24 protein-coding genes and 1 riboswitch are annotated in these 26,089 nt (G+C 71.5%); of the genes, 7 read left to right on the top strand and 17 right to left on the bottom strand.

The window, feature by feature from the left end:
• The first annotated feature begins 6 nt into the window (after nucleotides 1-6).
• Nucleotides 7-465 carry a pyridoxamine 5'-phosphate oxidase family protein gene (locus ACWDX7_RS04580; RefSeq protein WP_451491975.1) on the top strand — a complete coding sequence of 153 codons (459 nt, stop codon included), beginning with the start codon at nucleotides 7-9 and terminating at the stop codon, nucleotides 463-465.
• Nucleotides 466-591: 126 nt separating this feature from the next.
• Here ACWDX7_RS04580 and ACWDX7_RS04575 read toward each other — a convergent pair whose 3' ends face one another.
• A complete protein-coding gene (locus ACWDX7_RS04575; protein ID WP_451491976.1) occupies nucleotides 592-1,497 on the bottom strand; it encodes a LysR substrate-binding domain-containing protein in 906 nt (301 codons plus the stop codon).
• Between the two features lie 74 nt (nucleotides 1,498-1,571).
• On the opposite strand from ACWDX7_RS04575, the gene ACWDX7_RS04570 reads away from it, so the two are divergent.
• Nucleotides 1,572-2,576, top strand: a complete 1,005-nt coding sequence (locus ACWDX7_RS04570; RefSeq protein WP_451491977.1) for a DMT family transporter — start codon at nucleotides 1,572-1,574, stop codon at nucleotides 2,574-2,576.
• A 115-nt stretch (nucleotides 2,577-2,691) separates the two neighbouring features.
• Here the strand turns inward: ACWDX7_RS04570 and ACWDX7_RS04565 are convergent, their stop codons facing one another.
• The gene (locus tag ACWDX7_RS04565) at nucleotides 2,692-4,026 is read right to left on the bottom strand and encodes an aminotransferase class I/II-fold pyridoxal phosphate-dependent enzyme (protein ID WP_451491978.1); all 1,335 of its coding nucleotides are present in this window, start codon (nucleotides 4,024-4,026) and stop codon (nucleotides 2,692-2,694) included.
• A gap of 37 nt (nucleotides 4,027-4,063) precedes the next feature.
• Between ACWDX7_RS04565 and ACWDX7_RS04560 the strand changes: the two genes are divergently transcribed.
• On the top strand, nucleotides 4,064-4,753 hold the full coding sequence (locus ACWDX7_RS04560) for a pyridoxamine 5'-phosphate oxidase family protein (protein WP_451491979.1): 690 nt from the start codon (nucleotides 4,064-4,066) through the stop codon (nucleotides 4,751-4,753).
• On the opposite strand, the gene ACWDX7_RS04555 is transcribed toward ACWDX7_RS04560, so the two are convergent.
• Nucleotides 4,735-5,712, bottom strand: a complete 978-nt coding sequence (locus ACWDX7_RS04555; protein WP_451491980.1) for a DMT family transporter — start codon at nucleotides 5,710-5,712, stop codon at nucleotides 4,735-4,737. The genes ACWDX7_RS04560 and ACWDX7_RS04555 overlap by 19 nt on opposite strands.
• 167 nt (nucleotides 5,713-5,879) lie before the next feature.
• Nucleotides 5,880-6,857, bottom strand: coding sequence for an EamA family transporter (locus ACWDX7_RS04550; RefSeq protein ID WP_451491981.1), 978 nt, complete (start codon nucleotides 6,855-6,857; stop codon nucleotides 5,880-5,882).
• Nucleotides 6,858-7,103: 246 nt separating this feature from the next.
• Between ACWDX7_RS04550 and ACWDX7_RS04545 the strand changes: the two genes are divergently transcribed.
• On the top strand, nucleotides 7,104-7,532 hold the full coding sequence (locus tag ACWDX7_RS04545) for a type II toxin-antitoxin system Rv0910 family toxin (protein ID WP_451491982.1): 429 nt from the start codon (nucleotides 7,104-7,106) through the stop codon (nucleotides 7,530-7,532).
• A 21-nt stretch (nucleotides 7,533-7,553) separates the two neighbouring features.
• Here ACWDX7_RS04545 and ACWDX7_RS04540 read toward each other — a convergent pair whose 3' ends face one another.
• Nucleotides 7,554-8,357 (bottom strand): CPBP family intramembrane glutamic endopeptidase, encoded by an 804-nt coding sequence (locus ACWDX7_RS04540; protein WP_451491983.1) that lies wholly within the window; start codon nucleotides 8,355-8,357, stop codon nucleotides 7,554-7,556.
• 120 nt (nucleotides 8,358-8,477) lie between these two features.
• Nucleotides 8,478-10,013, bottom strand: a complete 1,536-nt coding sequence (locus tag ACWDX7_RS04535; RefSeq protein ID WP_451491984.1) for a glutamate-cysteine ligase family protein — start codon at nucleotides 10,011-10,013, stop codon at nucleotides 8,478-8,480.
• Nucleotides 10,014-10,511: 498 nt separating this feature from the next.
• Between ACWDX7_RS04535 and ACWDX7_RS04530 the strand changes: the two genes are divergently transcribed.
• Both ACWDX7_RS04530 and ACWDX7_RS04525 read left to right on the top strand, forming a co-directional pair.
• Complete coding sequence (locus ACWDX7_RS04530) at nucleotides 10,512-11,132, top strand: hypothetical protein (RefSeq protein WP_451491985.1); 621 nt, start codon at nucleotides 10,512-10,514, stop codon at nucleotides 11,130-11,132.
• Between the two features lie 260 nt (nucleotides 11,133-11,392).
• Nucleotides 11,393-11,587, top strand: coding sequence for a DUF5999 family protein (locus tag ACWDX7_RS04525; protein WP_355412767.1), 195 nt, complete (start codon nucleotides 11,393-11,395; stop codon nucleotides 11,585-11,587).
• A 126-nt stretch (nucleotides 11,588-11,713) separates the two neighbouring features.
• On the opposite strand, the gene gcvP is transcribed toward ACWDX7_RS04525, so the two are convergent.
• Nucleotides 11,714-14,608 carry an aminomethyl-transferring glycine dehydrogenase gene (gcvP, locus tag ACWDX7_RS04520; protein ID WP_451491986.1) on the bottom strand — a complete coding sequence of 965 codons (2,895 nt, stop codon included), beginning with the start codon at nucleotides 14,606-14,608 and terminating at the stop codon, nucleotides 11,714-11,716.
• A 196-nt stretch (nucleotides 14,609-14,804) separates the two neighbouring features.
• Nucleotides 14,805-14,903, bottom strand: a riboswitch (glycine riboswitch).
• 113 nt (nucleotides 14,904-15,016) lie between these two features.
• On the opposite strand from gcvP, the gene ACWDX7_RS04515 reads away from it, so the two are divergent.
• The gene (locus ACWDX7_RS04515) at nucleotides 15,017-15,412 is read left to right on the top strand and encodes a PRC-barrel domain-containing protein (RefSeq protein WP_451491987.1); all 396 of its coding nucleotides are present in this window, start codon (nucleotides 15,017-15,019) and stop codon (nucleotides 15,410-15,412) included.
• A 360-nt stretch (nucleotides 15,413-15,772) separates the two neighbouring features.
• Here the strand turns inward: ACWDX7_RS04515 and ACWDX7_RS04510 are convergent, their stop codons facing one another.
• The 10 genes from ACWDX7_RS04510 to ACWDX7_RS04465 all read right to left on the bottom strand — a co-directional run bounded on the left by ACWDX7_RS04510 (nucleotide 15,773) and on the right by ACWDX7_RS04465 (nucleotide 25,918).
• Nucleotides 15,773-17,326 carry a DNA polymerase IV gene (locus ACWDX7_RS04510; protein WP_451491988.1) on the bottom strand — a complete coding sequence of 518 codons (1,554 nt, stop codon included), beginning with the start codon at nucleotides 17,324-17,326 and terminating at the stop codon, nucleotides 15,773-15,775.
• Nucleotides 17,327-17,391: 65 nt separating this feature from the next.
• The gene (locus ACWDX7_RS04505) at nucleotides 17,392-18,030 is read right to left on the bottom strand and encodes a MerR family transcriptional regulator (protein ID WP_451491989.1); all 639 of its coding nucleotides are present in this window, start codon (nucleotides 18,028-18,030) and stop codon (nucleotides 17,392-17,394) included.
• 181 nt (nucleotides 18,031-18,211) lie between these two features.
• Entirely contained in the window at nucleotides 18,212-18,685 is a 474-nt protein-coding gene (locus ACWDX7_RS04500; protein ID WP_030009777.1) for a bifunctional nuclease family protein, read from the bottom strand.
• 63 nt (nucleotides 18,686-18,748) lie between these two features.
• Nucleotides 18,749-19,510 carry a transcriptional regulator FtsR gene (ftsR, locus tag ACWDX7_RS04495; RefSeq protein ID WP_451491990.1) on the bottom strand — a complete coding sequence of 254 codons (762 nt, stop codon included), beginning with the start codon at nucleotides 19,508-19,510 and terminating at the stop codon, nucleotides 18,749-18,751.
• A 19-nt stretch (nucleotides 19,511-19,529) separates the two neighbouring features.
• A complete protein-coding gene (locus ACWDX7_RS04490; protein ID WP_451492000.1) occupies nucleotides 19,530-20,477 on the bottom strand; it encodes an FHA domain-containing protein in 948 nt (315 codons plus the stop codon).
• A gap of 82 nt (nucleotides 20,478-20,559) precedes the next feature.
• Nucleotides 20,560-21,354, bottom strand: coding sequence for a DUF881 domain-containing protein (locus tag ACWDX7_RS04485; protein ID WP_451491991.1), 795 nt, complete (start codon nucleotides 21,352-21,354; stop codon nucleotides 20,560-20,562).
• Between the two features lie 5 nt (nucleotides 21,355-21,359).
• Nucleotides 21,360-21,692 (bottom strand): small basic family protein, encoded by a 333-nt coding sequence (locus tag ACWDX7_RS04480; RefSeq protein WP_355412751.1) that lies wholly within the window; start codon nucleotides 21,690-21,692, stop codon nucleotides 21,360-21,362.
• Nucleotides 21,689-22,618: a DUF881 domain-containing protein gene (locus ACWDX7_RS04475; protein ID WP_451492001.1), complete on the bottom strand. Its 930-nt coding sequence runs from the start codon at nucleotides 22,616-22,618 to the stop codon at nucleotides 21,689-21,691. Before ACWDX7_RS04475 ends, ACWDX7_RS04480 begins: the two co-directional genes overlap by 4 nt.
• Before the next feature lie 113 nt (nucleotides 22,619-22,731).
• Nucleotides 22,732-25,227 (bottom strand): sugar phosphate nucleotidyltransferase, encoded by a 2,496-nt coding sequence (locus tag ACWDX7_RS04470; protein WP_451493392.1) that lies wholly within the window; start codon nucleotides 25,225-25,227, stop codon nucleotides 22,732-22,734.
• A 100-nt stretch (nucleotides 25,228-25,327) separates the two neighbouring features.
• On the bottom strand, nucleotides 25,328-25,918 hold the full coding sequence (locus ACWDX7_RS04465) for a CDP-alcohol phosphatidyltransferase family protein (protein WP_451493393.1): 591 nt from the start codon (nucleotides 25,916-25,918) through the stop codon (nucleotides 25,328-25,330).
• Nucleotides 25,919-26,089 lie beyond the last annotated feature (171 nt).

Genomic DNA, 26,089 nt, shown 5'->3' with positions numbered 1-26,089 from the left:
GAACACATGGACGAGACCCAGCGGCGGGGCCGCCGCATCATGATGACCGACGCGGAAGTGGACGCCTTCCTGCGCGAGCAGCGGACCTGCCGGGTCGCGACGGTCTCCCCGGACGGGCGGCCGCACGTGGGCGCCCTGTGGTTCGTCTGGGACGGCAGCTCACTGTGGCTGTACTCGCTCACGCGCAGCCGTCGCTGGTCCGACCTGCGCCGGGACCCGCGGCTCTCGGTGGTCGTGGACGCGGGCGAGTCGTACGCCGAACTGCGCGGCGTGGAACTGTCCGGCAGCGCCGTCTTCGTGGGCGAGGCACCGCGCGCGGGGGAGCCGTGCCCCGAACTGGCGCAGGCGGAGCGGATCTTCCCGGTCAAGAACTTCGGCATCGAGGAGATGCCGCACGACGGACGGCACGCCTGGATCCGGCTGACCCCCGATGCGGTCGTCTCCTGGGACTTCCGCAAGCTGTGACCCGCGGCCCCCGGCCGGCTCGCCCCGGCAGTCCGGTGCCCGCCCGCCCGCTTCGGGCGCTCCCGTGCCCGCATGCTCGCTGCGCTCCGGCGTTCCCGTACCCGCCGGCAAGGCGCCGGACTCCGCCTATGACTGCGCGGACGCCGCCTGGCGCAGTGCCTGGACGGCCGCCCGGATGGAGGGACGCCGGTCGGCGTCCGCTCGCCAGACGACGTACACGTGACGGCGCACGGTGTCGCAGACCGGCAGCAGCCGGACCCCCTCCGGTACGGGCCCGCGACCCAGCCTCGGCGCCACGCACACCCCGAGCCCGGCCTCGACGAACGCCAGTTGGGTGTGGTGCTCCTCGGCGACGTGGGCGATGCGCGGCTCGATCCCGGTACCGCGCAGGGTGAAGACCAGCCACTCGTAGCAGAACTGGCCCTCGCTCCACGAGATCCACTCGTCGCCGGCGAACGCGGACAGGGAGATCGGGCCACGGCGGTCGGCCAGCGGATGGCCGGCCGGGACCGCGATGTCGACGGAGTCGTCCAGCAGGTGCGCCCGGGCGAGTTCGGCGGGCACGGGCATCCGCTTGTTGTGCCAGTCGATGGCGAGGGCGAGGTCCAGATCGCCGCGTACGACCGCGGCCATGCCCTCCCCCGGCTCCTTCTCGCACACCGCGGCCCGCAGCTCGGGGTGGTCCGCCCGCAGTGCGGCCACGGCCCGCGGCAGGAGTCCGCGCATGGCGGTCGGGAAGGCGCCGATCCGCAACTCCCCTACGGCGCGGCCCCGCTGAGCCTCCACATCGGCCTGGGCCAGCTCCACCTGCGAGATGATCCGCGCCGCGTGGTCGGCGAGCAGCCGCCCCGCGTCGGTGAGGCGGACGCCCCGGCCGTTCTTGGCCAGCAGCGGCTGCCCGACTTCGCGCTCCAGCTTGGCCATCTGCTGGGAGACGGCGGAGGTGGTGACGTGGAGTCCGTCGGCCGCGCCGCCGACCGAGCCGTGCCGCGCGAGGGCATCGAGGGTACGCAGGCGCTCCAGATTCAACATGTAAGCGATGCTACGACTTCGCATCCAGGAAATCTCGCTTGTTCTACGATGTTGATACGAGCACAGTAAGGCCCATGAGTGCACCGCCTGCCGCCCGGCCAGCCCTTTTCACCCCTGCCCGCCCTTCCGCCGCTGCCGCCTCTCCGGCCACGGCCCCGGCGACGGCCAGCCGCCCCCCGACGCGCCGGGCCCGCCTCCTGGACTGGCGCGTCCGCTTCGCGGTCCTCTCGGTGATCTGGGGCTTCAGCTTCCTGCTGATCAAGGTGGGCACTGAGGCGTACGCGCCCTTCCAAGTAGCCCTGGGACGGGTGCTGTTCGGTGCGCTGGCCCTGCTGGCCGTGCTGCTGGTCCGCCGCGAGCCGCTGCCCCGCGGGCTGCGGACCTGGGGCCACCTCTCGGTGGCGGCCATCCTGCTCAACACCGCCCCGTTCTCCCTGTTCGCGTACGCCGAGCTGACCATCCCGTCGAGCCTGGCCGGAATCTGCAACGCAACCTCGCCGCTGTGGGGCATGGCGCTGTCGATGGTCGCGCTGTCGGAGGACCGGCCCACGCGCCGCCGGTTCGCGGGCCTCGGCCTGGGCTTCCTCGGAGTGCTCACCGTGCTCGGCGCCTGGCACGGCTTCTCCGGCGTCGACGGCAAGGGCACCGCGCTCGCCCTGCTGGCCTCGCTCTGCTACCCCATCGGCTGGATCTACGTCCGGCGCACGCTTGCCGCCACTCCCGGCTCGCCGGTGGCCCTGACCGGGGCTCAGCTCCTGGTCTCCACCCTCCAGCTGACCGTGTTCAGCGCCCTGTTCACCTCGGCCCCCGCTTCGCTCCCCCTCTGGCCCACCCTGTCGGTGATCGCCCTCGGCGCCCTGGGTACGGGCATGGCCCTGCAGATGCAGTACGGCCTGGTGACGGAGGTCGGCCCGACCACCGCCCAGATGGTCACCTACTTCATCCCGGTCATCGCCACCACGGCGGGCGTCCTGGTCCTGGGCGAGCAGCTCCACTGGAACACCCCGGTGGGCGCGGCGATCGTCCTGGCGGGAGCCGCCCTCACCCAGACCCGCCCCGGCCCCCGCAAGGCTGTCTGACGGATCAACAGCCCTGCGGCCCGGGCCCGTTGCAGGAGCCGTCGAGGCACCGCGCCCACCATACGAAGGGGCCCGCGACGAGACGGGCCCCGACGCGGCGCGGCGGCCGGGCGCGTCAGTCGTAGCGCACCCCCGGCGCGCCCGGCCGCACGGCCGCCGCCACCGCGTCCGCCAGCCCCGCCACCTCCTCCACCGCCAGCGGTGACACCGTCAACCGCACGCCGGGCGGGGACTCCACGCGGAACCGGGCCCCGCCCGTCACCGCCCACCCCGCCGCCAGCAGCCTCGTCACCACCGCCGTCTCATCGGCGACGGGCACCCACACGTTCATCCCGCTGCGGCCGTGCGCCCGCACCCCCCGTTCCCGCAGGGCCGCCACCAGCCCGTCCCGCCGCTCCCCGTACGAGCGGGCCACCGCCGTACGGTCCACCGCGCCGGAGGTCCACAGCTCCACCACCGCGTACTGGAGCAGCCGGCTCACCCACCCCGGCCCCAGCCGCTGGCGTCCCCGCACCCGGTCCAGCGTCACCGCGTCGCCCGTGAGCACCGCGAGCCGCAGGTCCGGTCCGTACGCCTTCGCCGTGGAGCGGACCAGCGCCCAGTGCCGGGTCACACCGCCCAGGGAACTCAAGGGCAGATCGACGATGCCGTGCGCGTGGTCGTCGTCGATCACCAGGACGCCGGGGTACCGGGCCAGCAGCGAGCGCAGCTCCCCCGCCCGCGCCGTGCTGACGGCCGCCCCGGTCGGGTTCTGCGCCCGCGAGGTCACCACGAGCGCCCGCGCCCCCGCCTCCAGGGCCCGCGCCACCGCCGCGACTTGCGGCCCTTCGTCGTCCACCGACACCGGCAGCACCCGCAGGCCCAGCGCCGGGACGAGGTCCAGCACACTGCCCCAGCCCGGATCCTCGACCGCCACCGCGTCGCCGGGCCGCAGGTGCGCGGACAGCACCCGCTCGATACCGTCCAGCGCGCCCGAGGTCACCGCCACCGGTCCGGCCGGCACCCCGTCCGTGTCCAGGTCGGCCCGGGCCAGCCGGGCCAGATCCGGCGCCACGGGGTCCTCCCCGTAGAGCGTCGGCGCCCGCCCGTAACGCCGGGCGGCCGCGGCCAGCACCCCGTCCAGCGCGGGGAGCAGGGCCACGTCCGGGTTGCCCTCGGCGAGATCCCGTACGCCGGACGGCACCGCCATCCGCTGGGCGTCGCGGGGCGCGCTCGACGGGCGGGCCCGTACCCGGCTGCCGCGCCGCCCGTCGGTCTCGATGACCCCCCGCTCGCGCAGCGTCCGGTAGGCGGCGGCCACGGTGTTGGGGTTCACCCCCAGCACACCGGCCAGCTCCCGCATCGGCGGCAGCGACGCCCCCGGCGCGAGTGCGCCCGTCCCGACGCCGGCCTCGACGCTGGCCGCGATATCCGATGCGCGCCGCCCTGTGATCCGATAGTCTCCTAGCACAAAGCTCATTATGCACTAGTACAACGGAGCCCGCACCATGACCACCTCGCCCCCCGCGCCGGCCACGGAGACCACCAGCGCGTACGAGCCCACCGCCCGCACGGTCCCCAGCCGCTCCCGCGACCGGGCCCGCTACGACCGCGAGACGGTCCACTCGATACTCGACCAGGCCTACCTCTGCCACCTCGGCTTCATCCGCGACGGCGCGCCGGTGGTCCTGCCCACCCTGTTCGGCCGGGTCGGCGAGGCCCTCTACCTGCACGGTTCCACGGGCTCCCGGCCGCTGCTCGCCGCCGGCAAGGCCGATCCGGGCCTGCCCGTCTGCGTGACCGTGACCCACGTGGACGGCCTGGTGCTGGCCCGCTCGGCCTTCCACCACTCGCTCAACTACCGGTCGGTCGTCGTCCACGGCACGGCCTACCAGGTCACCGACGAGGCCGAGCGACGCATCGCACTGGACGCCCTCGTGGACCAGGTCGTCCCCGGCCGCTCCGCCGACTCCCGGCCCGCCAACGCCAGGGAACTCGCCGCCACGGCGGTGATCCGCCTGGACCTGACCGAGGTGTCCGCGAAGCTCCGTACCGGAGGGCCGAACGACGATGCCGAGGACCTCGGCCTGCCCTACTGGTCGGGCGTGATCCCGGTCGCGCCGGCGTACGGGACCCCCGTGCCCGCCGCGGACCTGGCCCCCGGCATCGCCACCCCGGATTACCTCGCGGCGCTCTGAGCCAGCGCCTCCCGCGCGGCGGCGGGCCGCACCACCGGCCCGCCCGCCGGACGGCGCGACTCCGCCGCGATCAGGGCGCCCACCGATGTCAGCAGCAGTACGGTGCCCACCACCACGGCGCCGGTCAGCCGTTCACCGAGCACCAGGACGGCGATCACCGCGGCGCTCACCGGTTCGATCAGCATGACCACGGACACCGTCGCGGCCCGCACGGCGGCGGCCCCGGTGAAGTACAGCGCGTACGCCAGGGCCGTCGGCACGGTGGCGACGTACACCAGCAGCCACAGCACCCGCGCCAGTTCGGCGGTGTGCGGGAGCAGTCCCTCCACGGCGGCGAGCGGCAGCAGGCACACGGTGCCCACCGCCACCGACCAGGCCGTGGTGACCAGCGGGTCCCCGCCCGCTCCCCGCCGGCCCAGCCACCGGGCCCGCAGGGTCATCGCCGCGTACCCGAACGCCGACAGCAGCGCCCAGCCGACGCCGAGCGGCCGCACCTCGGCGCCACCGCTGCCCAGGACCAGTACGGCCAGCCCCGCGAGCGCTCCGACGACGGCGACGACCCCGCCCCGGCCGAGCCGCTCGCCCATCCAGAACCGCGCCCCGAGCGCGATCAGCACGGGCCCGGCGCCGAGGGTGACCACGGTGCCGACCGCGAGGCCGGTCTCGCGGACGGCGGCGAAGTACGCGGCCTGGAACAGGGTGAACAACAGCCCCGTCGCGATCAGGGAGCCCGTCGACGGCCGCGGCCGCCGGGCGGCGCGGTGGCCGGGCCGGCGGATGGCCAGCACCCCCAGCAGCACCGCGAGCCCGCCCGCGCACCGCCAGAACGACAGGGCGAGGGGCCCGAGGTCACTGGCCAGGAAGAGGAGTGAGGCGGCCGCTCCGGCGGTGCCCCAGGCGGCTCCGGCGACGACGAGGTACAGCAGACTGCGCCCGGCAGCGGGCGAATGGTTCGACACGTGTCTCTCCGCGCTTGCGTGAAGGATGAAAGGAGCAGGTCATCGCTTCGCGGGCAGCGCGGACCCGCCCGGGAACTCATCGCCCCGGGCCGGGGTCACGTTCGTGGAAGTGCCGCCCGCGCTAGGCGGCGGGAGGCGGAAGCACGGTCGAAGGCATGATCCGCAGCTTAGGCCCTGGTCCTCGCGCGGTCCAGCACGGCCGGATCGGCGGGATCGGCGGCACCGGCCGGAACCTGCTTGCCGGCCCGGGAGGACTGCGCGATGAAGGCACCGCCCAGGACGAGCGTTCCACCGGCGATCTGCCAGGTCGACAGGTGCTCGCCGAGCAGGACCCAGGCCAGCACGGTCGCGACCACCGCCTCCAGACAGGCCACCACGCCCGCGACCTGCGGCGAGAGCCTGCGTACGGAGACCACGCCGGTCAGGTACGCGAAGACGGTCGCGATGATCACCACCCAGCCGAGGAGCGCCAGGGCCGGCACCATCGTCTCGCCCACCGCCGCCTGCCCGGCCAGCACCTGCCAGTCCATCTGCCACGGCCGTGCGATCACCGTCATCACCAGCGTGCCGAAGAGCATGCCGTACGCGATCACCCCGAGCGGGTCGGGCACGTCCGCGCCGTCGGCGCCCTGGTCGGCGAAGACGAAGTAGAAGGCCTGGCAGCAGGCCGCGGCGAGGCCGAGGAGCACCCCGAGCGGATCGAGGCTCAGACCGGACCAGATCTGGACCACGCAGGCCAGCCCGACGACGGCCACCGCAGCGCCCGCGGCTGCCGCCCGCGTCACCGGCTTGCGCTGGACGAAGCGGATCCAGCCCAGCAGCAGGGCGGGCCCCAGGTACTCCAGCAGCAGGGCCACTCCGACCGGGATCCGGGACAGGGAGGCGAAGTAGAAGGCCTGCACGCCCGCGACGGCCACCAGCCCGAAGCCCGCGAGCAGTGCGGGCTTGCGGCGGACGAGATCGCGGTGGCGCCATGCCAGCGGGGACAGCACCAGCGCTGCCCCGGCCACCCTGAGCCAGACCATGTGGAGGGGGTCGAGACCCGCCTCGATCAGCGGCTTGGCCGCCACTCCGGAACCACCGAACGCGAACGCCGAGACCAGGGCGAGGCCCAGTCCTCCGGCATGTCTCCCTGACGCTTGCATCGGGCCATCATGGCAGGGTCGGTCAGCAGCGTCATGAGCGTGACGCCTGTTGAGACAGAGTCGACACGGGGCGCGCCCGCGGCCCGAGAAAAGTGGGCACACCTCGGGCCCACGACGGGCCCACGACGGGCCCACGTCGGATGCGTCCCCCCGCGACCCCCACTATCTGACAGGCCGTCAGTCTTGTATGTTCCCGCGCCGGGGGCTACCTTCCGCCGCACGTACCCGACGAGAAGGGGTGGTCGCATGGCCGAGGTCACGGCGGAATCACGCATCGGGGCGTCCCCGGCGAAGCTCTGGTCCCAGCTGACCGACTGGGACGCGTACGACCAGTGGAGCATGACCCACACCAGCTTCCCCCAGGGCGGCCCCGAGACCCTCGCGGTCGGATCCACCTTCGCGGAGAACATGAAGATGATGGGCTTCCCGGCCGAGGTCCTCTGGACCGTCTCGGAACTGGGGGACGAGCGCCTCTTCGCCATCACCGGCAAGGGTCCGATGGGCATGGCCGTCCTGACCCGCTACACGCTGGTCCCCGACGGCGGGGGCACCACGGTCCGCATCGAGGGGGAGTTCACGGGAGCGGCGGTCTCGCTGATGGCGGGCAAGCTCAAGGATTCGGCCACGGCCGCGCTGAACGAATCCCTCCGCAAGCTGGCCGCCCTGGTCACCTGAGCCGCTCGGCAACCCGGATCATCACGGCGTCGGCAGCCAGCCCACCTTGCCCGCGAGCAGCGCGTATCCGCCGAAGGCCACGATGTCGAGCAGCGCGTGCGCGACGACGAGCGGTCCCACCCGCCCCCAGCGGCGGTAGGCCAGCACGAACACGACCCCCATCACCACATTGCCGATGAAGCCGCCGATGCCCTGGTAGAGGTGGTAGGAGCCGCGCAGCACCGCGCTGGCCAGCAGCGCGGGCATCGGCGACCAGCCCAGTTGGTCCAGCCTGCGCAGCAGGTAGGCCAGCACGATGACCTCCTCCACGATGGAGTTCTGCAGCGCGGAGAGGATCAGTACGGGGAATTTCCACCACACGTCGGGCAGCGCCTCCGGCACCACCGTGAGGTTGAATCCGGCGGCCCGGGCGCCCAGGTAGAAGGCCAGCCCCGCGCTGCCGATCCCGGCCGCGACCAGCACCCCCCGGCCCAGGTCCCGCGCGGGCCGGCTGCGGTCGAAGCCGAGCACCCGCAGCCCCGGCGCCCCCTCCCGCGTGAGCAGGTGCGCGACGAGGAGCACGGGAACCAGCGCGGTGGCGATGCCGAACAGCTGCCAGGCCAGGTCGAGCCAGGGCCGGCCCGGCGCGTAGGAACCGTTGAGCGTGGCGGCCTGGTCCTTGAGGCCGCCCGGTTTGGTGAGCGAGCCGAGGAAGCTGATCAGCGCCGAGACCCCGCTCGCGCCCAGCGACAGCGCCAGTACGAGCAGGGTCTCGGTCCGCAGGACACCCCGCCGCGCGTCGCCCTCGCGCAACTCCACCACCACCGGTTCCGGCTCCGCCCGCACGCCCCGCTCCCGTCCCGCCGTCCCGCTCCGACGACCCCATACTGCCCCCTCGGCGGGCCGGGAAGGCAGCGTGGGCGTCGGCCGGTCGATCGGGCGGCCGGTCCGGGCCGCTCCGGCGGCTCAGCGCGCGGCCGGTACGGAGACCCTCACCTCCTCCTCGGCCAGCCCCACGGGCCAGGTGTGTACGGGATTCCCCTGGTGCATCAGCTCGCTGTAGCGCCGGGTGGTCGCGGCCAGCGCGGCGTCCCGCTCCAGCCCGGCGGCGACCGCCGCGTGATAGGTGTCCACCTGCCAGGTCGCCCCGTTGACCCGCCGGCGACAACGCTCCTCGATGATGCCGAGGTAGTGGTCCCGGTCGGCGGGCTCGATGCCCCAGGCGTCCAGTCCGGCCGCCGCCATCGGCAGCAGGTCGTCCAGGACGAGCTGTACGGCGGAGACGCCGGTCAACCCCCCGGTCCGGCCCCGGCGCGGCCAGCGCAGCCGCGCGTCGATCCCGTACCGGCACGCCGCGTCGAAGTTGGCCTCCGCCTCGGCGAACGGCAGCCGGGTCCACACCGGCCGCGGTTCGTCGGCGAGGGTGCGGACGAGCCCGTAGTAGAAGGCGGCGTTGGCGACGACATCGGCGACCGTGGGCCCGGCCGGCAGCACCCGGTTCTCCACGCGCAGGTGCGGCACCCCGTCGGCGACCCCGTAGACGGGCCGGTTCCACCGGTAGACGGTGCCGTTGTGCAGCACCAGTTCCTGCAGGCTCGGCACCCCGCCCTCGCCGAGCACCCGCAGCGGCTCCTCCTCGTCGCAGATCGGCAGCAGGGCCGGGAAGTACCGCACGTTCTCCGCGAAGAGCTCGTAGGCCGAACCCACCCACCGCTCACCGAACCACGTACGCGGCCGCACCCCCTGCGCCTGGAGTTCGGGCGGGCGGGTGTCGGTGGCCTGCTGGAAGAGCGGCGGCCGCGATTCGCGCCACAGCTCGCGCCCGAAGAGGAAGGGGGAGTTCGCGCCGACGGCTATCTGTACGGCGGCCACCGCCTGCGCCGCGTTCCACACGTCGGAGAAGCGGGCCGGCGTCACCTGGAGGTGCAGTTGTACGGAGGTGCAGGCGGCCTCCGGCACGATCGACCCGGAGGTCCAGGTCAGCCGCTCGACGCCGTCGATGTCGAGGGTGAAGTCCTCGCCGCGCATCATCAGGATCTGTTCGTTCAGCAGCGAGTACCGGTCCACCGCGGAGAGGTTGGCGGTGACCAGGTCCTCGCGGGAGATGGTCGGCAGAATGCCGATCATCACCACCCCGGCGTCGATCTCCGCGGCCTGCCGGTGGGCATAGCCGAGCCCCGTGCTGAGTTCCTCGGCGAGCTGGTCGAATACCCGGCCGCCGAGCCGGTGCGGAAGGACGTTCACCTCCAGATTGAACATTCCCAGCTCGGTCTGGAAATCGGTGCTCGCAATCCGCTCCAGCACCTGGGCATTGACCATTCTCGGCAACCCGTCGGCACCCGCTAGATTCAGCTCGATCTCCAGCCCCATCATGTTCTTCGGTCGGTCGAACCTCTTCTCTGCCAGAAGCCGCTCCAGCCCCTCCAGGCACTCGTGAAGCTTCCTCCGATACCGCTGCCGATCGGACAGGTCGAATCCTCCTGCCACGATCTTCTCCCCCATCGAAGCGTCCCTCCTCCAGTGGGCCCGGCACGGGACACCCAGGCGCGCGTTACGGTCGATGATGCCCCGGCGGAGTGATCCATAACGCGGAAGGGGGCGTGAGTGGCGAGGAGCGCGCGCCGGTTTGGCCGAAGGGTGCTTGGGCACATTCATCTGGCAAGTCACTTCTCGCAAATTCCGCATCGACTTTGCCGATTTCGGATAACCGGCGCTTTCCAGCCGAGCCCCCGTCCGGTACCCTCCGAGGTCAGCGCGGTATGTTCACGCGCAAGGCGGCATGAATGCCCTGACAGTGGGTCCGGTAAGCGCCTTGTCGGCAATAGACGGGACGGCTAGCCGAAACACTGCGTGAACACGTGTCGTATAAACTCCGTTAACGAGGCAGAGAGTTGGCGCGCGGCCATTGCCCCTCAGCCCCCCTCTGGCCCCAGAATGCGACAGCGCCCGTCCGCACCCCGCCCCCGCACCACCGGTCTCCCTAGTGAGAGGCGACCCACCATGCCGCTGCATGTCCCTCCGGCTCCCGCATCCGCCCTGCGCAGCGTCCTCGCGGCACTCGGAACCCCCACCGCCGTCCATGAGGCGCACACTCCGGCCATGCGCGCGCTGCACGGGCCCATGACCGCCGAGCTCCCCCTTCCGGTCCACGTCCTCGACCGGCTGAACACGTCCCATCTGGCGGCGGGCGGCAGGCCTCCCCGTACGCGGCTCACGGGGTGGCGCTTCCTGATCCGCGGCGGCGACCGCCACGTCGCCGCCGCCGACACCCGGCTGACGGCGGACGGCTGGTCCTTCTCGCACTTCTTCGAGGGCCCGTACGTCGCCGCCACCGAACGCGCCCTGCGCCAGGCGGAGTCGCTCAGCCAGAACTACCAGCCCAGACTCCTGTCCGTACCGGAGCTGTACATGCTGACCCTGTGGCTGCACGGCGCGGTCGGCGCCGACGCCTCCGCCGGCCTGCCGGCCGGTGAGGACCTGCTCGTGCCGCTGGCACCGGCCCCGCCCGGCATCACCGCGTACCGGCCGCACGCCGTGTCCGAGCTGCTGCCCGTGATGACCCACCGGCTGACGCCCGCGCCGCCGCCGGCGCCCCCCTCGCTGGCCGCGCCCGCGGCCTGACCTGATTGACCCATTCGGCCTAGCCCGCTCGGACCACTGCGGAACCACCCGAAATGACAGGGGAGTTGAGCTGAACCGCCCGCACGAGTGATGCGTCCTCCCTCTATGAGGGCGGCTGCCGGGAAATGCCTGCGAAGCAGCTGTCATGGGGGAACACTGAGGACATCTCCCCGCGGGCGCGGGGGTGACACAGGGGGACGGCCATGAATCACGCATCGAGCCGTAGCACACAGACCACACCGCAGCGAAAGAACGCATCCATGTGCCAGCACCAGCCTGCCTGCCCGTCAGCCGACTCAGCCGACCGAGAGGCCGCGCAGCCTGTGGCCAACCACCCGGAGCAGGGCTGGAGCCTGCTGTGCAATGGCGTCCTGCTCTTCGAGGACACCGGTGAGCTGCTGCCGGACGGCCAGATCATCGCACCGCACCGCCCGCTCGCGGCTTCGGCGGCCTAGCGCTGACCCAGCCGGCGGGAGTGCGGGCGAAGGGGCCGGTCCGGGAGGTTCTCCCGGACCGGCCCCTTGGTCACGTCACATCGCATCACGCATGGGTGATACGCCCGTCATGGGACGCCGTGCGGTTCAGTTGTCGTACGCGTCCAGCGGCGGGCAGGAGCAGACGAGGTTCCGGTCACCGAACGCCCCGTCGATCCGGCGCACCGGCGGCCAGTACTTCTCGGCGGCCGTGACCCCGCCCGGGAAGACGGCCTCGTCACGGGTGTAGTGGTGGTTCCACTCGCCGCCCAGCGCCGCCGCGGTGTGCGGGGCGTTGGCCAGCGGGTTGTCGTCCACCGGCCACTCCCCGGCGGCGACCCGCTCGATCTCGCCGCGGATGGCGATCATCGCGTCGCAGAACCGGTCGATCTCACCGAGGTCCTCGGACTCCGTCGGCTCGATCATGAGCGTGCCCGCGACCGGGAACGACATGGTCGGCGCGTGGAAGCCGTAGTCGATCAGACGCTTGGCGATGTCGTCCACGCTCACACCGGTCGCCTTCGACAGCGGGCGCAGGTCGATGATGCACTCGTGCGCGACCAGGTTGCCCGGGCCGGTGTAGAGCACCGGGTAGTGCGGCTCCAGGCGCTTGGCGATGTAGTTGGCGCCCAGCACCGCGACCTGGGTGGCGCGCTTGAGTCCCTCACCGCCCATGAGGCGTACGTAGGACCAGGAGATCGGCAGGATGCCCGCCGAGCCCCAGGGAGCGGCGGAGATCGGGCCGACACCGGTCTCGGGACCGGCGGTGGGCTGGAGCGGGTGGTTGGGCAGGTACGGGGCCAGGTGCGCCCGGACACCGACCGGCCCGACGCCCGGGCCGCCGCCGCCGTGCGGGATGCAGAAGGTCTTGTGCAGGTTCAGGTGCGAGACGTCGCCGCCGAAGTGACCCGGCTTGGCCAGGCCCACCAGGGCGTTCAGGTTCGCGCCGTCCACGTAGACCTGGCCGCCCGCCTCGTGCACCTGGGCGCAGATGTCGGCGACGTGCTCCTCGAACACCCCGTGCGTGGAGGGGTAGGTGATCATCAGCACGGCGAGCTCGTCGCGGTACTGCTCGATCTTGGCGCGGAGGTCCTCCGCGTCCACCTCGCCGTCGTCGGCGGTCTTGACGACGACGACCTTCATGCCGGCCATCACGGCGCTGGCGGCGTTGGTGCCGTGCGCGGAGGACGGGATGAGGCAGACGGTGCGCTGCTCGTCACCGTTGGCGCGGTGGTAGGCGCGTACGGCCAGCAGGCCGGCGAGCTCACCCTGGGAACCGGCATTGGGCTGGATGGAGACCTTGTCGTAGCCGGTCACCTCGCAGAGACGTTCCTCCAGCTCGGTGATCAGCGACAGGTACCCCTCGGCCTGCTCCACCGGAGCGAAGGGGTGCAACTGGCCGAACTCGGGCCAGGTGACCGGCTCCATCTCGGTGGTCGCGTTCAGCTTCATGGTGCAGGAGCCGAGCGGGATCATGCCGCGGTCCAGCGCGTAGTCCTTGTCCGCGAGCCGGCGCAGGTAGCGCAGCATCGCGGTCTCGGAGCGGTGCTGGTGGAAGACGGGGTGGGTCAGGTACGCGTCCGAGCGCAGCAGCCCCTCCGGCAGCGCGTCGGCCGCGGTGGCGTCCAGCGCCTCGATGTCCGCGGCGTCGCCGCTCACGCCGAAGGCGGCCCAGACGGTCTCGATGTCGGCGCGCAGGGTGGTCTCGTCGCAGGCGGCGGAGACCAGGTCGGCGTCCACCTGGAACAGGTTGACCCCACCCTCGCGGGCGGCCGCGACGACCTCGGCCGCGCGGCCCGGAACGCGGGCGGTGACCGTGTCGAAGTACGCCCCGTGCACGACTTCGACCCCGCCGGCGGTCAGACCGGCGGCGAGCAGGGCCGCGTAGCGGTGGGTGCGGCGGGCGATGGTCCGCAGGCCGTCCGGGCCGTGGTAGACGGCGTACATGCCGGCCATGACGGCCAGCAGCACCTGCGCGGTGCAGATGTTGCTCGTGGCCTTCTCGCGGCGAATGTGCTGCTCACGTGTCTGCAGCGCCAGCCGGTAGGCCTTGTTGCCGTCCGCGTCGACGGAGACTCCGACGAGGCGGCCGGGCAGGGAGCGGGCGTGCTTCTCCTGGACGGCCATGTAGCCGGCGTGCGGGCCGCCGAAGCCCATGGGGACGCCGAAGCGCTGGGTGGTGCCGACGGCGATGTCCGCGCCGAGCACACCGGGAGAGGTCAGCAGGGTCAGCGCGAGCAGGTCCGCCGAGACGGTGACGATGGCGCCGAGCCCGTGGGCCTGCTCGATGACCGGCTTCAGGTCCCGTACGGCACCTGAGGCGCCCGGGTACTGCAGCAGGACGCCGAAGACGCCGCGATCGGCGATCTCGGCCGGGATGCCGTCCGAGAGGTCCGCGACGACGACCTCCACGCCCGTGGGCTCGGCGCGGGTCTGGATCACGGCGATGGTCTGCGGCAGCGCGTCGGCGTCGATGAGGAAGACACCGTTCTTGACCTTGCCCACCCGCCGGGCCAGCGACATGGCCTCGGCCGCGGCGGTGCCCTCGTCGAGCAGGGAGGCGCCCGAGGTCGGCAGCCCCGTCAGCTCCGCGACGACGGTCTGGAAGTTGAGGAGCGCCTCCAGGCGGCCCTGCGAGATCTCCGGCTGGTAGGGCGTGTACGCCGTGTACCAGGCCGGGTTCTCCATGACGTTGCGCAGGATCACCGGCGGGGTGAAGGTGCCGTAGTAGCCGAGCCCGATCATCGAGGAGAGGACCTGGTTGCGGTCGGCGAGCGAGCGCAGCTCGGCCAGCACCTCGGCCTCGGTCCGCGCCTCGGGCAGGTTCAGCGCCCCGGCGGTCTTGATCACATCGGGCACCGCGGCTGCGGTCAGTTCGTCCAGGGAGCCGTAGCCCACCTGGGCCAGCATCTTCGCCTGCGCCTCGGCATCCGGGCCGATGTGGCGCTGCTCGAAGGGGATGCCTCGCTCCAGCTGGGAGAGCGGAATGCGGTTGGCGGTCATGTACGGAGGCCTCCTGGTCGTATGACCTGCGAGGGGCACCACGGCGCGGGCACCCGGACGGCCTCCCCCTCTGTCATCTCAACCTGAGAGCTTCACCGGAGTCGCGGGCAGAGCCCGAGAGATCCGGCTTTCACCGTCGGTGAGGAGAGGAACCGGCACTGCGCGCCCGGTACCCGCCCCTGCTTTCCAGAGTGGCCTCGTCCGTGCGGTACGTATGCCTGAGAGATTCCGGGGAGGATTTGCTCCTTCGGCGCCTCCGTCTCGTTCACTCGGAGGACTCTCCCGCACAGGGTCGACAGCCATGACCCAGCCTACCAGCGAGGATCCGGAGCCTTCCCGAGTGGCCTGCGGCCCGAATATGCCCTTCTGTAGTCATTACGGAGGGAGCTGCGACCATGTGGAGGGACCGTGCAGACGGACATCGATCCGCGCAGCCTGATCGGCCGCAAGGCATTCGACCGCAACGGCAACAAGATCGGCACTATTGACGAGGTCTACCTCGATGATGCCACCGGTACCCCGGAGTGGGCCGCCGTACGGACGGGCCTGTTCAGCCGCGACGCCTTCGTCCCGCTGGAGCCGAGCGAGCTGGTGGGAGGCACCCTGCGGGTGCCGTTCGAACGCGCCCTGATCAAGGACGCTCCCGACTTCGGCGTCGGCCGCCACCTCTCCCCCGAACAGGAGCTGCAGCTCTACCACCACTACGGCCTGGACGTGACCCTGCCCAGCGAGTTCCAGCGCCCTGCCGCCGACGGGGCCGACCGCGACTTCGGCCACCTGGCGGGCGACGAGAACCAGGCCTGAAACGGGCGCTGACACGGGCGCTGAGCCGGGCGGGAATCCGGCCCGGCCCGGGCGGTCCGGGCGTGGGCCGGGCGGCAGCCAGGCAGGCGTGAGCCAGGCGTAGGCCGGGGTTGGTCCTCGCCGGAGCCAGACCGGAGCCGGCCTGACCCGGGACGGAGCCGCGCCGGATGCGGCCGGAGCCGCGCACCAGCCCGTTTAGGGCGGGTCTTTGGGATCATGTCGGCCGAGCCCGCGTTGTCCGGTGCCGTGCATCCCAAAGCGGAGGAGCTTGCCTCTATCCGGACGTACTGGGAAGCCCCGACAAGGCGGGGAGGTGCGGTGCCGGGCAGCGCGGGCCCGGCAAGATCCGAAAGACCCGCCCTAAGCCCGGGCGCCGGTCGCGGAGCCGCCCTCCGCCTCCGCCTCTCCCACCAGCGGCAGCGGATCGGCCGGCTCCAGCTCAAGGTCGTCCACCCGGAAGGTCCGCACGCGGCCGGGCCGCGAGCCGGGCTGCTCGAACCGTACGGTCACCCGCCCGACCCCGCTGCCCTGCACCCACCCGGGCCCGTACACGGCATGCCGTACGTCGGTCCCGGCCGGCCAGCGCCGCTCGGCGGCGGGCTCGTCCTCCCCGGCCGGCTCCCGGGCGGGCTCCTGCGCCCGCGGCGGCGGCCCGTCCGGCGCCGGCCCGCCCGCCGGGCCTGCCCCGGCCCCGCTCTCCGCTGCCAGGTCAGCGGCCCCGCTCACCCCTGCGGCCCCACCGTCCGTACGTATCTCCCCGGCCGCCTCCGCGGCATCCACCCCACCGCGCGCATGACCCTCGTCCGGCGCCCGCGCGGCATCCGCCCCACCGGCGGCGAGCGCGGAGGCCTGGGCGAACAGGTCCTCCTGCGTGTAATCGGCCAGCCCGGTCACCCCGACCCCGAGCAGCCGCACGCCGCCCGTGGTGTCGACGCCTTCCAGAAGCCGCGCCGCCGCCTCGCCCACGACGCCCGGGTCGTCCGTCGGCCCCCGCAGGGTCTCGGACCGCGTGAGCGTGGAGAAGTCGTAGCGCCGCACCTTCAGCACGATCGTGCGCCCCGAATGCCCCGACGCGCGCAACCGCCGCACGCACCGGTCGGCGAGCCGCTGCACCTCATTGCGGATACGCACCCGGTCGTGCAGGTCGATGTCGAAGGTGTCCTCGACCGACACCGACTTCGCGTCCCGCTCCGCGACCACCGGCCGGTCGTCCAGTCCCAGCGCCATCCGGTAGAGCCCGACGCCGTGCGCGCGCCCCACCATCCGGACCAGCTCGTCCTCACCGGCCTCGGCCAGCTCCCCCACCGTCGTGATGCCGGCCCGCCTCAGGTGCTCCCCGGTGGCCGGACCCACCCCGGGCAGCGTCCGCACCGACATCGGCGCGAGCAGTTCCCGCTCCGTCCCCGGCTCGATCAGCAGCAGCCCGTCCGGCTTGGCCTCCTCGGAGGCCACCTTGGCCAGCATCTTCGACCCGGCCAGGCCCACCGAACCGCTGAGCCCCGTCACCGCCCGGATGTCCGCGCGCAGCCGCTCACCGGCCGCCCGGGCCGTCGGCGCGTCGAAGGCCGTGCCGCCCGCCTCCAGGTCCACGAAGGCCTCGTCCAGGCTGAGCGGCTCCACCAACGGCGACAGCTCCCGCAGGAGGGCCATGACCACGTCGCTGACCTGCCGGTAGAGGGTGAAACGCGGAAAGAGATACGCGCCGTTCGGGCAGAGCCGCCTGGCCTGCGCCGTCGGCATCGCCGAATGGACGCCGAACCGCCTGGCCTCGTACGAGGCGGTCGCGACGACCCCGCGCGGCCCGAGCCCGCCGACGATGACGGCCTTGCCGCGCAGGCTCGGCTTCGACGCCTGCTCCACCGAGGCGTAGAAGGCGTCCATGTCCAGGTGCAGGATCGTCGGCGCGGGTCTCACAGCCCCGATGCTCCCCCATGCCACTGACAATGGCGCCCGCCCCGGGCCGGGGACCGGATCCGGGGTCAGACGGCGCGGTTGCGGCGGGCGGCGAGCTCGTCCGCCGGGTTGTTCCCCACCAGGGTCTCGCCGGTGTCCACGCGCTCCCCGTGGAGCTGCGAGAGCGCGCTCTCGACATCGCGCCACACCACGCCCACGGCGATGCCGAAGACGCCCTGCCCGCCTTGGAGGAGGCTCACCACCTGGTCCGGGGAGGTGCACTCGTACACGGTCGCGCCGTCGCTCATCAGCGTCATGCGCTCCAGGTCCGGGAATCCGCGGTCGCGCAGGTGCTGCACGGTGGTGCGGATGTTCTGCAGCGCCACCCCGGTGTCCAGGAAACGCTTGACGATCTTGAGGACGACGACGTCCCGGAAGCTGTACAGCCGCTGCGTGCCCGAACCGTAGGCGGCGCGCACGCTCGGCTCCACCAGTCCGGTCCGCGCCCAGTAGTCGAGCTGCCGGTACGTGATGCCGGCCGCGGCGCAGGCCGTCGGCCCGCGGTAGCCGACCTGCCCGGGCGCCGGGTCGGTGCCCACCGGTCCGACCGGCGTCGACTCCGGCTGACGGCGCGCGGAGCCCGCGGCACCGCCGTGCAGCGGGTACGGTCCGCCGTCGATCCGTGCGGGGATGCCCCCGGTCGTACCGTCGCCCGTGATCCTCACGCCGACCCTCCGTCCTCGACCTGCCCACCTCGAAGGTAGGCAGTCACCAGGGGTGCGTCAACGATCGCCACACTCGGCACGCCGAGTGATAATCACCCTGAGAGTGGTTTCCCGTTTCCTTTCGCGGGGAAAGGCTACTCGAATGGGCTGGTGGTTCCCCGTGGACGACGCGCTCGGCGCCTCACTGCGGGCCGGTACCGAAGTCCTCGGGCGAGATCTGGTCGAGGAACTCGCGGAACTTCTCCACCTCGTCCTCCTGCTCGTCCGGAATGGCGATTCCGGCGTCGTCCAGCACGCCGTCACTGCCGTAGATCGGCGTCCCCGTCCGCAGGGCCAGCGCTATGGCATCGGAAGGCCGCGCACTCACCTCGACCCCGCTGGCGAAGACGAGCTCCGCGTAGAAGACGCCCTCCCGCAGATCCGTGATCCGCACCTCGGTGAGCTCCTCGCCGATCGCCTCCAGCACGTCCTTGAACAGGTCGTGCGTCAGCGGCCGGGCAGGAGCCATGCCCTGCTGTGCGAAGGCAATGGCGGTCGCCTCCCCGGGGCCGATCCAGATGGGGAGGTACCGGTCGCCTCCCACTTCACGCAGGAGCACGATCGGTTGGTTGGAGGGCATTTCCACCCGGACACCCACAACGTCGAGCTCGTTCACACAGCAACCCTAGGACCTGCCCGGCCGGTTTGGGTAGTCGGGGCCCCTTCCGGGCCGGTGCACTCAGTGCAGCCGGACGCCCAGAGCGCTTTGTACGAGGGCTTCGTGGAGCCGTACGGAGAGCCCCGCGAGCTCCTTCATGGTGGCCTCCGCATGGGCCCTGGTCTGCGGATTGCGGTGGCGCCTCAGCGGTGCTACGACTTGCTCCACCAGCCCGGCCTCCCGGTCGGCGGCGGCCTTCATCGCCCGCAGGTGCCGCGGCTCCAGCCCGAACCGCCCCAGGTCGGCCACCAGCCGGGCCACCGTGACGGCCTCGGCGTCGAATCCCCCGCCGGGCGCCTCGGCGAGCAGTCCGTACGACTCCCACTCGGCCAGCCGGGCCTCGTCCACCTCGGCGGCGGCGATCAGCTCGGCCCGGCCCACGCGGGCCACGGTGGGGCGCTCACGGCCCACCTCGCCGTACACGGCCGCCGGGCCGGTGGGATCGCCGGCGTCCCCGTGCGCCGTCGGCGCCGGGATCCGGACCTGCTCGCCACGGGAGAGCGCGTCGAGCTGCTCGCGGATGACCTTCAGCGGCAGGTAGTGGTCCCGCTGCAGACGCAGCACCTGCGCCAGCCGCTCGACGTCACCCGTGCTGAACTTGCGATAGCCGGAAGGTGTGCGCCGGGGCTCGACGAGCCCCTCCGCCTCCAGAAAACGGATCTTCGAGATCGTGACTTCGGGGAACTCGTCACGCAGCATGGTCAGCACCGTGCCGATGCTCACCAGCCGCCCGGCCGAGCCGGCGGTGCCGTTTCCGGCACCGCCTGTCGGGGTGCGCAGCATGAGACCTTCCCTAGACGGGTCAGACGCCCCGCAGGCTCGCGTAGAAGACCAGCCGGTACTTGCCGATCTGCACCTCGTCGCCGTTGTGCAGGGCGACCGAGTCGATCGGTTCGCGGTTCACGTACGTGCCGTTGAGGCTGCCGACGTCGGCGACGGTGAAGCCGCCCTCCTGGCCCCTGCGAAATTCGACGTGCCGGCGGGAGACGGTCACATCGTCCAGGAAGATGTCGCTCTGCGGATGCCGGCCCGCCGTGGTCAGCTCGCCGTCCAGCAGGAAGCGGCTGCCCGAGTTGGGACCGCGCCGCACGATGAGCAGAGCGGAACCGGGAGGCAGCGCTTCCACCGCGGCCTGGGCCTCGGGGGACAGCGAGGACGACACGTGCTGTTGCCCCGACACCTCGGCCTCGTAGGCCTCAAGGCCCGAGATCGAGATGGTGGACGTGGTCTCCGAGGCTCGCTCCGGCGTCAGGCCCGGCCGCAGCGGCGCACCGCAGTTGGAGCAGAACCGGCTGGCCGCATCGCTGCGGTGTCCGCACCTGCTGCAAATCTGCTCGGCCGACATGGACGGCTCCTCGCGCCGCGGCTGCCCCGCGGAGGCATTGGTGGCATACGGGTCGGAGGGGAACCCTCCACCCGCAGTTGAGGTTGACGGTTCACCGAAACCTATGCGTCCGCTACCAGCGGGGTCAACGGCCGACGCGCCCTGCGCGCCCGAAATGTCGCCCGGCCCCGCGACCTCGTCCCGGAAGAGCGGCCGGTCACCGCCCGGCCCATCCCCGGCCCCCTGCCGCGCGCGATGCCGTGCGCTGCCGCTTTCCTCACGGTTCTTCTTGCCGAACAACTTCTCAAACAACTTCACGGGCGATTCCCCTTGACCGAAACAGACCCGCCCGTGGGGCAGGACGAACTCCGAATGCACACACCTGCCGACCCGGACATCCTCACAACGTCCGTAACCACCAGACAGTTTCCACCACGCACCGCGACTTCGGTGCGCCGACCCCCCGCAGGCATCCGCCCGCGTGAGCCGGTCCCCCGCACGCCCCGCGTCACGACGATGACGACCGAGCGTAGTCAGGCTGCTTCGCAGCCCGCAAGGCGTCCACAACGATCTTCGCCGATCGCGTGACGGCGACGGTGGCCTGTTCCTTCTCCAGCGTCTGGACCACACCGCCCGGGATGTTCAGCGCCGGCTCCAGGTCCTGCGCCTTGCCGATCGCCTTGAACTCGTAGGGCTGTGTGATCTTCTTACCGTCGATCCCGACTCCACCGCTCTCGTCCGAGAAGTACGATCCCGCCACGACGCGCACCCCGTTGACCTGGATCGCCTCGGCCCCTGCCGCCCGCAGTTCCTGCAGTGTGTCCAGCAGTTGGTCGGACTCCACCTGACCCGTCGGATCAGTGATCTTCAGCGTGATGCCGGGGCCCTGCGCTGCCACCGTACCGGCCAGGATGCCGAGTTGACGCTCCTTCTCCACCGTCTGCTTACGGGCCTCCTCGGCCTGATTGGAGCTGCTCTCCAGCTCCTTGCGCTGATCCTCCAGCCGCTGCTTCTCCTCCTCCAGGCGCTGGGTCCGCCCGTCGAGCTCGTCGAGGATCCGTACGAGGTCCTCCTGACGGGCGCCGCGCAGCGCACTGGAATCGCTGTTCGACCGCACCTGGATGGCCAGCCCCAGGCCGAGGACGAACAGCAGCAGGGCGACGATCAGTTGCGCCCGGCTCACCCGCGGCGGCCACAAGCCGGCCGCGAGCCGCTGCCGGCCCATCTGCTCCTGCCGCGCCGGCTGCTCGGGCATGGGCTCCCCACGCGTCGGCTCCTCGGGCGGTGTGTCGTTCGTAGCCATCGGCCTCACGCCCGGAACACGTGCCGGCGGATGGCCGCGGCATTGGAGAAGATGCGGATGCCCAGGACCACGACCACGCCCGTGGACAGCTGCGAGCCGACGCCCAGTTGGTCGCCGAGGAAGACGATCAGAGCGGCCACGACCACGTTCGACAGGAACGACACCACGAAGACCTTGTCCACGAAGATGCCGTCGAGCATCGCACGCAGACCGCCGAAGACCGCGTCCAGCGCCGCCACCACGGCGATCGGCAGATATGGCTCCACGACGGCCGGCACTTCGGGCCGGACCAGAAGCCCGACCAGCACTCCGGCCACGAGGCCCAGTACCGCGATCACGATGCACCCTTCTGCTGCTGCTCTGCTGCTGTAGCCGTACGTACGGTCAGGCTCGACGCGGCCGGCAGCCGCACCTCGTCCACGGCGGAGAGGCTGTAGCGGATCCCGTAGCTCTCTTGCAATACGTGCAGGTACTGCCCGTCCGCCGAGTCCTGGAAAGCCGAGGCGAGCCGCTTCTTCTCCCCCACCGCCAGCACCTCGTACGGCGGCGCGAGCGGCCGGTTGTCGACCAGTATCGCGTCACCCGCGGCCCTGATGGCCGACAGCGCCGTCAGCCGCTGCCCGTTGATCGACACGGCCTCGGCCCCCGACTGCCACAACCCGTTGACGATCTTCTGCATGTCGCGGTCGCGCAGGCGGCCGGTGTCCGCGAAACCCGCGCTCTCACGAGGGCCGTCGCCGTCGCCCGACGAAGCACCCTTCGCATCGTCCACCACCAGCTTCACACCGGGCCCACGCACTGCCGTGGCGCCGGACAGCAGGGCCGCGAGCTGGCCCTGGTCCCCCCCGTGCTGCTTGAGCGCGGCGCGCTGGCGGTCGGCGACGTTCAGGCGCAGCCGCTCGATGTCCCGCTCCACACCGTCGGCGCGCTCGTCGGCCCGCTCCACCCGGTCGATCAGTTCCTGCCGCTCCTTGGCCAGCACCGGTGCGGCCAGCCGCGTCTCAGCGGCACCAAGGGTCACGATCATGGCCGCGACCACCAGTCCGGCGGCCAGCGCCAGTTTGGCTCGGAGGGTGCGCGGCAGACCCGCCGTACCCTCCGCCTGGCGCCGGGCCGTGGACTCCGCGTAGCCCTCGTCGAGGCTGTGGTCCATCACATGGGTCAGCAGCGACATGGAAGCGTCCGGGCGCGCGGTCCGGGCAGGGCCCGAGCCCGGGGGCGGCGCCGAACTCCTGTTGTGGGGCGGCTGCGACATACCGCACATCGTCGCATGTCGCCAGCGCACCCACCCAATGCACCCCGGCGGGCCGGGCGCCTCTCCTCGCGCCCGGCCCGCCGGTCCCTTCGTACGTTCCTACCTCACCGCGACCCCGGTGCTCAGTGCCCGGCTCCGTCCACCACGGCGGCCCACTCGTCCAGCAGGGCCTGCGCGGAGGTGTCGTCGGGGCCTTCTGCCCACAGATGGGTGACCGCCTCCGCCGGGTCGGGCAGCACCAGCGCCCAGCGCCCGTCGGCCTCGACCACGCGCACCCCGTCGGTGATGTCGACCTGCCGGTCGCCGGCCGCTTCCACGACCCGCCGCATGACGAGCCCCTTGACCGCCCACGGCGTCGGCACGTCCCGCTTGAGCACGTGCGCCCTGGGGATCCGGGCGTCGATCTGGCTCAGCGTAAGCTGCGTCCGCGCCACGAGCCCGAGCAGCTGCACGAAGGCAGCCGACCCGTCGAAGACACTGCTGAACTCCGGAACGATGAACCCGCCCCGGCCGTCCCCACCGAAGATCGTGTTCTCCGCCCGACCCACCCGGGTCAGGTCGTCGGGTGAGGTCGTCGTCCACTCGACCTGCGTGCCGTGGTAGGCCGCCACCTGTTCGGCGACCCGGGTCGTGGTCACCGGCAGCGCCACCTTGCCGCTGCGCTTCTCCGCGGCCACCAGGTCGAGCAGCACCAGCAGGGCCCGGTCGTCCTCGATGATCCGCCCGCGCTCGTCCACCAGGGAGATCCGCTCGCCCACCGGGTCGAAGCGCACCCCGAAGGCCGCCCGCGCCGAGGCCACGATCTCTCCGAGCCGCACCAGCCCGGCCCGCCGCGACTCGGCGGTTTCCGTCGGCCTGGTCTCGTCGAGCCCCGGATTGATGGTGAGGGCGTCCACGCCGAGCCGGCCCAGGAGGCTGGGCAGTACGAGACCGGCGCTGCCGTTGGAGGCGTCCACGACGACCTTGAGCCCGGCCGCGCTGATTCCGGTGATGTCCACCCGCCGCAGCAGCGAGCCGGTGTACGAGTCGAAGACGCTCGACGGGAACTGCAGGTCGCCGATCTCCCCCGGGAAGGCCCGGCGGTACTCCTGCCGCGCGTACACGCGGTCGAGCTTGCGCTGCTGCCCCTGCGAGAGGTCCGCCCCGCGCTCGTCCAGGAACATGATGTCGACGGAATCCGGCACTCCGGGCGAGGTCCGCAGCATGATCCCGCCGGCGCTGCCGCGCGCGGTCTGCTGCCGCGCCACCGGCAGCGGCACGTTCTCCAGGTCGCGGACGTTGATCGCGCTGGCTTGCAGCGCCGAGATCACGGCCCGCTTGAGCGCTCTCGCACCCCTGGAGTGGTCACGCGCCGTCGTGACGGTCGCGCCCTTCTTCAGGGTCGTCGCATAGGCACCGGCCAGCCGCACGACCAGCTCGGGGGTGATCTCGACGTTCAGGATGCCGGACACCCCCCGGGCACCGAACAGATGAGCCTGTCCGCGGGACTCCCAGATGACCGACGTGTTGACGAACGCACCGGCCTCGATCGTCTTGAAGGGGTAGACGCGCACGTTCCCCTGAACGATGGATTCCTCGCCGACGAGGCACTCGTCACCGATGACGGCGCCGTCCTCGATCCGCGCGGCCCGCATGATGTCGGTGTTCCTGCCGATGACGCAGCCGCGCAGGTTGCTGTGGGGGCCGATGTACACGTTGTCGTGTACGACGGCCTTGTGCAGGAAGGCCCCGCTCTTGACGACGACGTTCGAGCCGATGACCGTGTGCTCGCGGATCTCGGCGCCGGCCTCGACCTTGGCGTAGTCCCCGATATACAGGGGCCCGCGCAGTACCGCGTCGGGGCTGACCTCGGCCCCTTCGGCGATCCACACCCCGGGCGAGATCTCGAAGCCGTCCATCTCGATCTGGACCTTGCCCTCAAGCACGTCGGCCTGCGCCTTGACGTAGCTCTCGTGCGTGCCGACGTCCTCCCAGTAGCCCTCGGCCACGTAGCCGTAGATCGGCCGGCCTTCCTTCATGAGCTGCGGGAAGACGTCACCGGACCAGTCCACCGAGACATCCGGGTCCACGTAGTCGAAGACCTCGGGCTCCATGACGTAGATGCCGGTGTTGACGGTGTCGGAGAACACCTGGCCCCAGGTCGGCTTCTCCAGGAAGCGTTCTACCTTGCCTTCCTCGTCCACGATCGTGATGCCGAATTCCAGGGGGTTCGGCACCCGCGTGAGGCACACCGTGACCAGTGCGCCCTTCTCCTTGTGGAAGCGGATCAGATCGGTGAGGTCGAAGTCGGTGAGCGCATCGCCGGAAATAACGACGAAGGCGTCATCCTTCAAGGCTTCCTCGGCGTTCTTCACGCTGCCGGCGGTGCCGAGTGGCTTCTCCTCGTTGGCATAGGTGAGCTCCATCCCGAGCTCCTCGCCGTCACCGAAGTAGTTCTTGACGAGCGACGCCAGGAACTGGACGGTGACCACGGTCTCGTTGAGCCCGTGCCGTTTCAGCAGCCTGAGCACATGCTCCATGATCGGCCGGTTCGCCACCGGCAGGAGCGGCTTCGGCATGCTTGAGGTCATGGGGCGAAGGCGGGTACCTTCACCACCGGCCATCACGACGGCCTTCATGTCGGAAGAGTCCTCCTTGAGAGATGACGGTCTTGCCGACCGCACCCGTCTCGGACGGTGACTTGGCGAGTCTTCCGCGTCATCCGGCGCCGTGGCGAGGTCAATCGGCCGTGGTGTCCGCCTTCACGAGACGACGGACTTGAACCACGTAAAGCACTCCTGCCCACCAATAGAGGGTTGTACCCCAACCTGCGAACGCCCATCCGAAAACAGCCCCCGTCCAGGCGAGCCAGCCTGAGCCGTCACTGAGCAGGAGGAGCGGAAAGGCGTACATGAGGTTGAAGGTGGCTGCCTTGCCGAGGAAGTTCACCTGCGGCGGCGGATAGCCGTGGCGGCGCAGGATCCACACCATGACCAGCAGCATCAGTTCACGGGCGAGCAGGGCGCCGGTGAGCCACAGCGGCAGGAGCTCGCGATAGGTGAGCCCGAAGAGCGTCGACAGGATGTACAGCCGGTCCGCGGCCGGATCCAGCAGGCGGCCGAGCCTGCTGATCTGATTCCAGCGCCGCGCGAGCTTGCCGTCGAGGTAGTCACTGATCCCGCTGAGCATGAGGACGGCCAGGGCCCATCCGTCGTGCTCCTCCAGAATCAGCCACAGGAACAGCGGCACGCCGGCGAGACGCGCCATGCTCAGGATGTTGGGAATGGTGAAAATTCGGTCAGTCTGGACCCGAGTCTCCTGGACCTCCACCCGGGGGCCTCCACTGTGACTGTAGATATGTCGAACGCTGCACCCTGACCCTACAGGAGACCGCACACGGGTCCGGAACGCAGGAAAGCCCCGCACCATAAGGTGCGGGGCTTTCCCACAATAAAAGTTCGGCGGCGTCCTACTCTCCCACAGGGTCCCCCCTGCAGTACC

Source organism: Streptomyces sp. NPDC003034, assembly GCF_053591375.1.
The sequence above is the reverse complement of the archived record's forward strand: the minus strand, read 5'-3'. Positions and strand labels throughout refer to the sequence as shown.

Bases quoted from the DNA above. Each gene is read 5' to 3' on its own strand.
- ACWDX7_RS04580 (WP_451491975.1), top strand. From the start codon at position 7: ATGGACGAGACCCAGCGGCGGGGCCGCCGCATCATGATGACCGACGCG.
- ACWDX7_RS04575 (WP_451491976.1), bottom strand. From the start codon at position 1,497: ATGTTGAATCTGGAGCGCCTGCGTACCCTCGATGCCCTCGCGCGGCAC.
- ACWDX7_RS04570 (WP_451491977.1), top strand. From the start codon at position 1,572: ATGAGTGCACCGCCTGCCGCCCGGCCAGCCCTTTTCACCCCTGCCCGC.
- ACWDX7_RS04560 (WP_451491979.1), top strand. From the start codon at position 4,064: ATGACCACCTCGCCCCCCGCGCCGGCCACGGAGACCACCAGCGCGTAC.
- ACWDX7_RS04550 (WP_451491981.1), bottom strand. From the start codon at position 6,857: ATGCAAGCGTCAGGGAGACATGCCGGAGGACTGGGCCTCGCCCTGGTC.
- ACWDX7_RS04545 (WP_451491982.1), top strand. From the start codon at position 7,104: ATGGCCGAGGTCACGGCGGAATCACGCATCGGGGCGTCCCCGGCGAAG.
- ACWDX7_RS04535 (WP_451491984.1), bottom strand. From the start codon at position 10,013: ATGGGGGAGAAGATCGTGGCAGGAGGATTCGACCTGTCCGATCGGCAG.
- ACWDX7_RS04530 (WP_451491985.1), top strand. From the start codon at position 10,512: ATGCCGCTGCATGTCCCTCCGGCTCCCGCATCCGCCCTGCGCAGCGTC.
- ACWDX7_RS04525 (WP_355412767.1), top strand. From the start codon at position 11,393: ATGTGCCAGCACCAGCCTGCCTGCCCGTCAGCCGACTCAGCCGACCGA.
- gcvP (WP_451491986.1), bottom strand. From the start codon at position 14,608: ATGACCGCCAACCGCATTCCGCTCTCCCAGCTGGAGCGAGGCATCCCC.
- ftsR (WP_451491990.1), bottom strand. From the start codon at position 19,510: ATGCTGCGCACCCCGACAGGCGGTGCCGGAAACGGCACCGCCGGCTCG.
- ACWDX7_RS04485 (WP_451491991.1), bottom strand. From the start codon at position 21,354: ATGGCTACGAACGACACACCGCCCGAGGAGCCGACGCGTGGGGAGCCC.
- ACWDX7_RS04475 (WP_451492001.1), bottom strand. From the start codon at position 22,618: ATGTGCGGTATGTCGCAGCCGCCCCACAACAGGAGTTCGGCGCCGCCC.
- ACWDX7_RS04470 (WP_451493392.1), bottom strand. From the start codon at position 25,227: ATGAAGGCCGTCGTGATGGCCGGTGGTGAAGGTACCCGCCTTCGCCCC.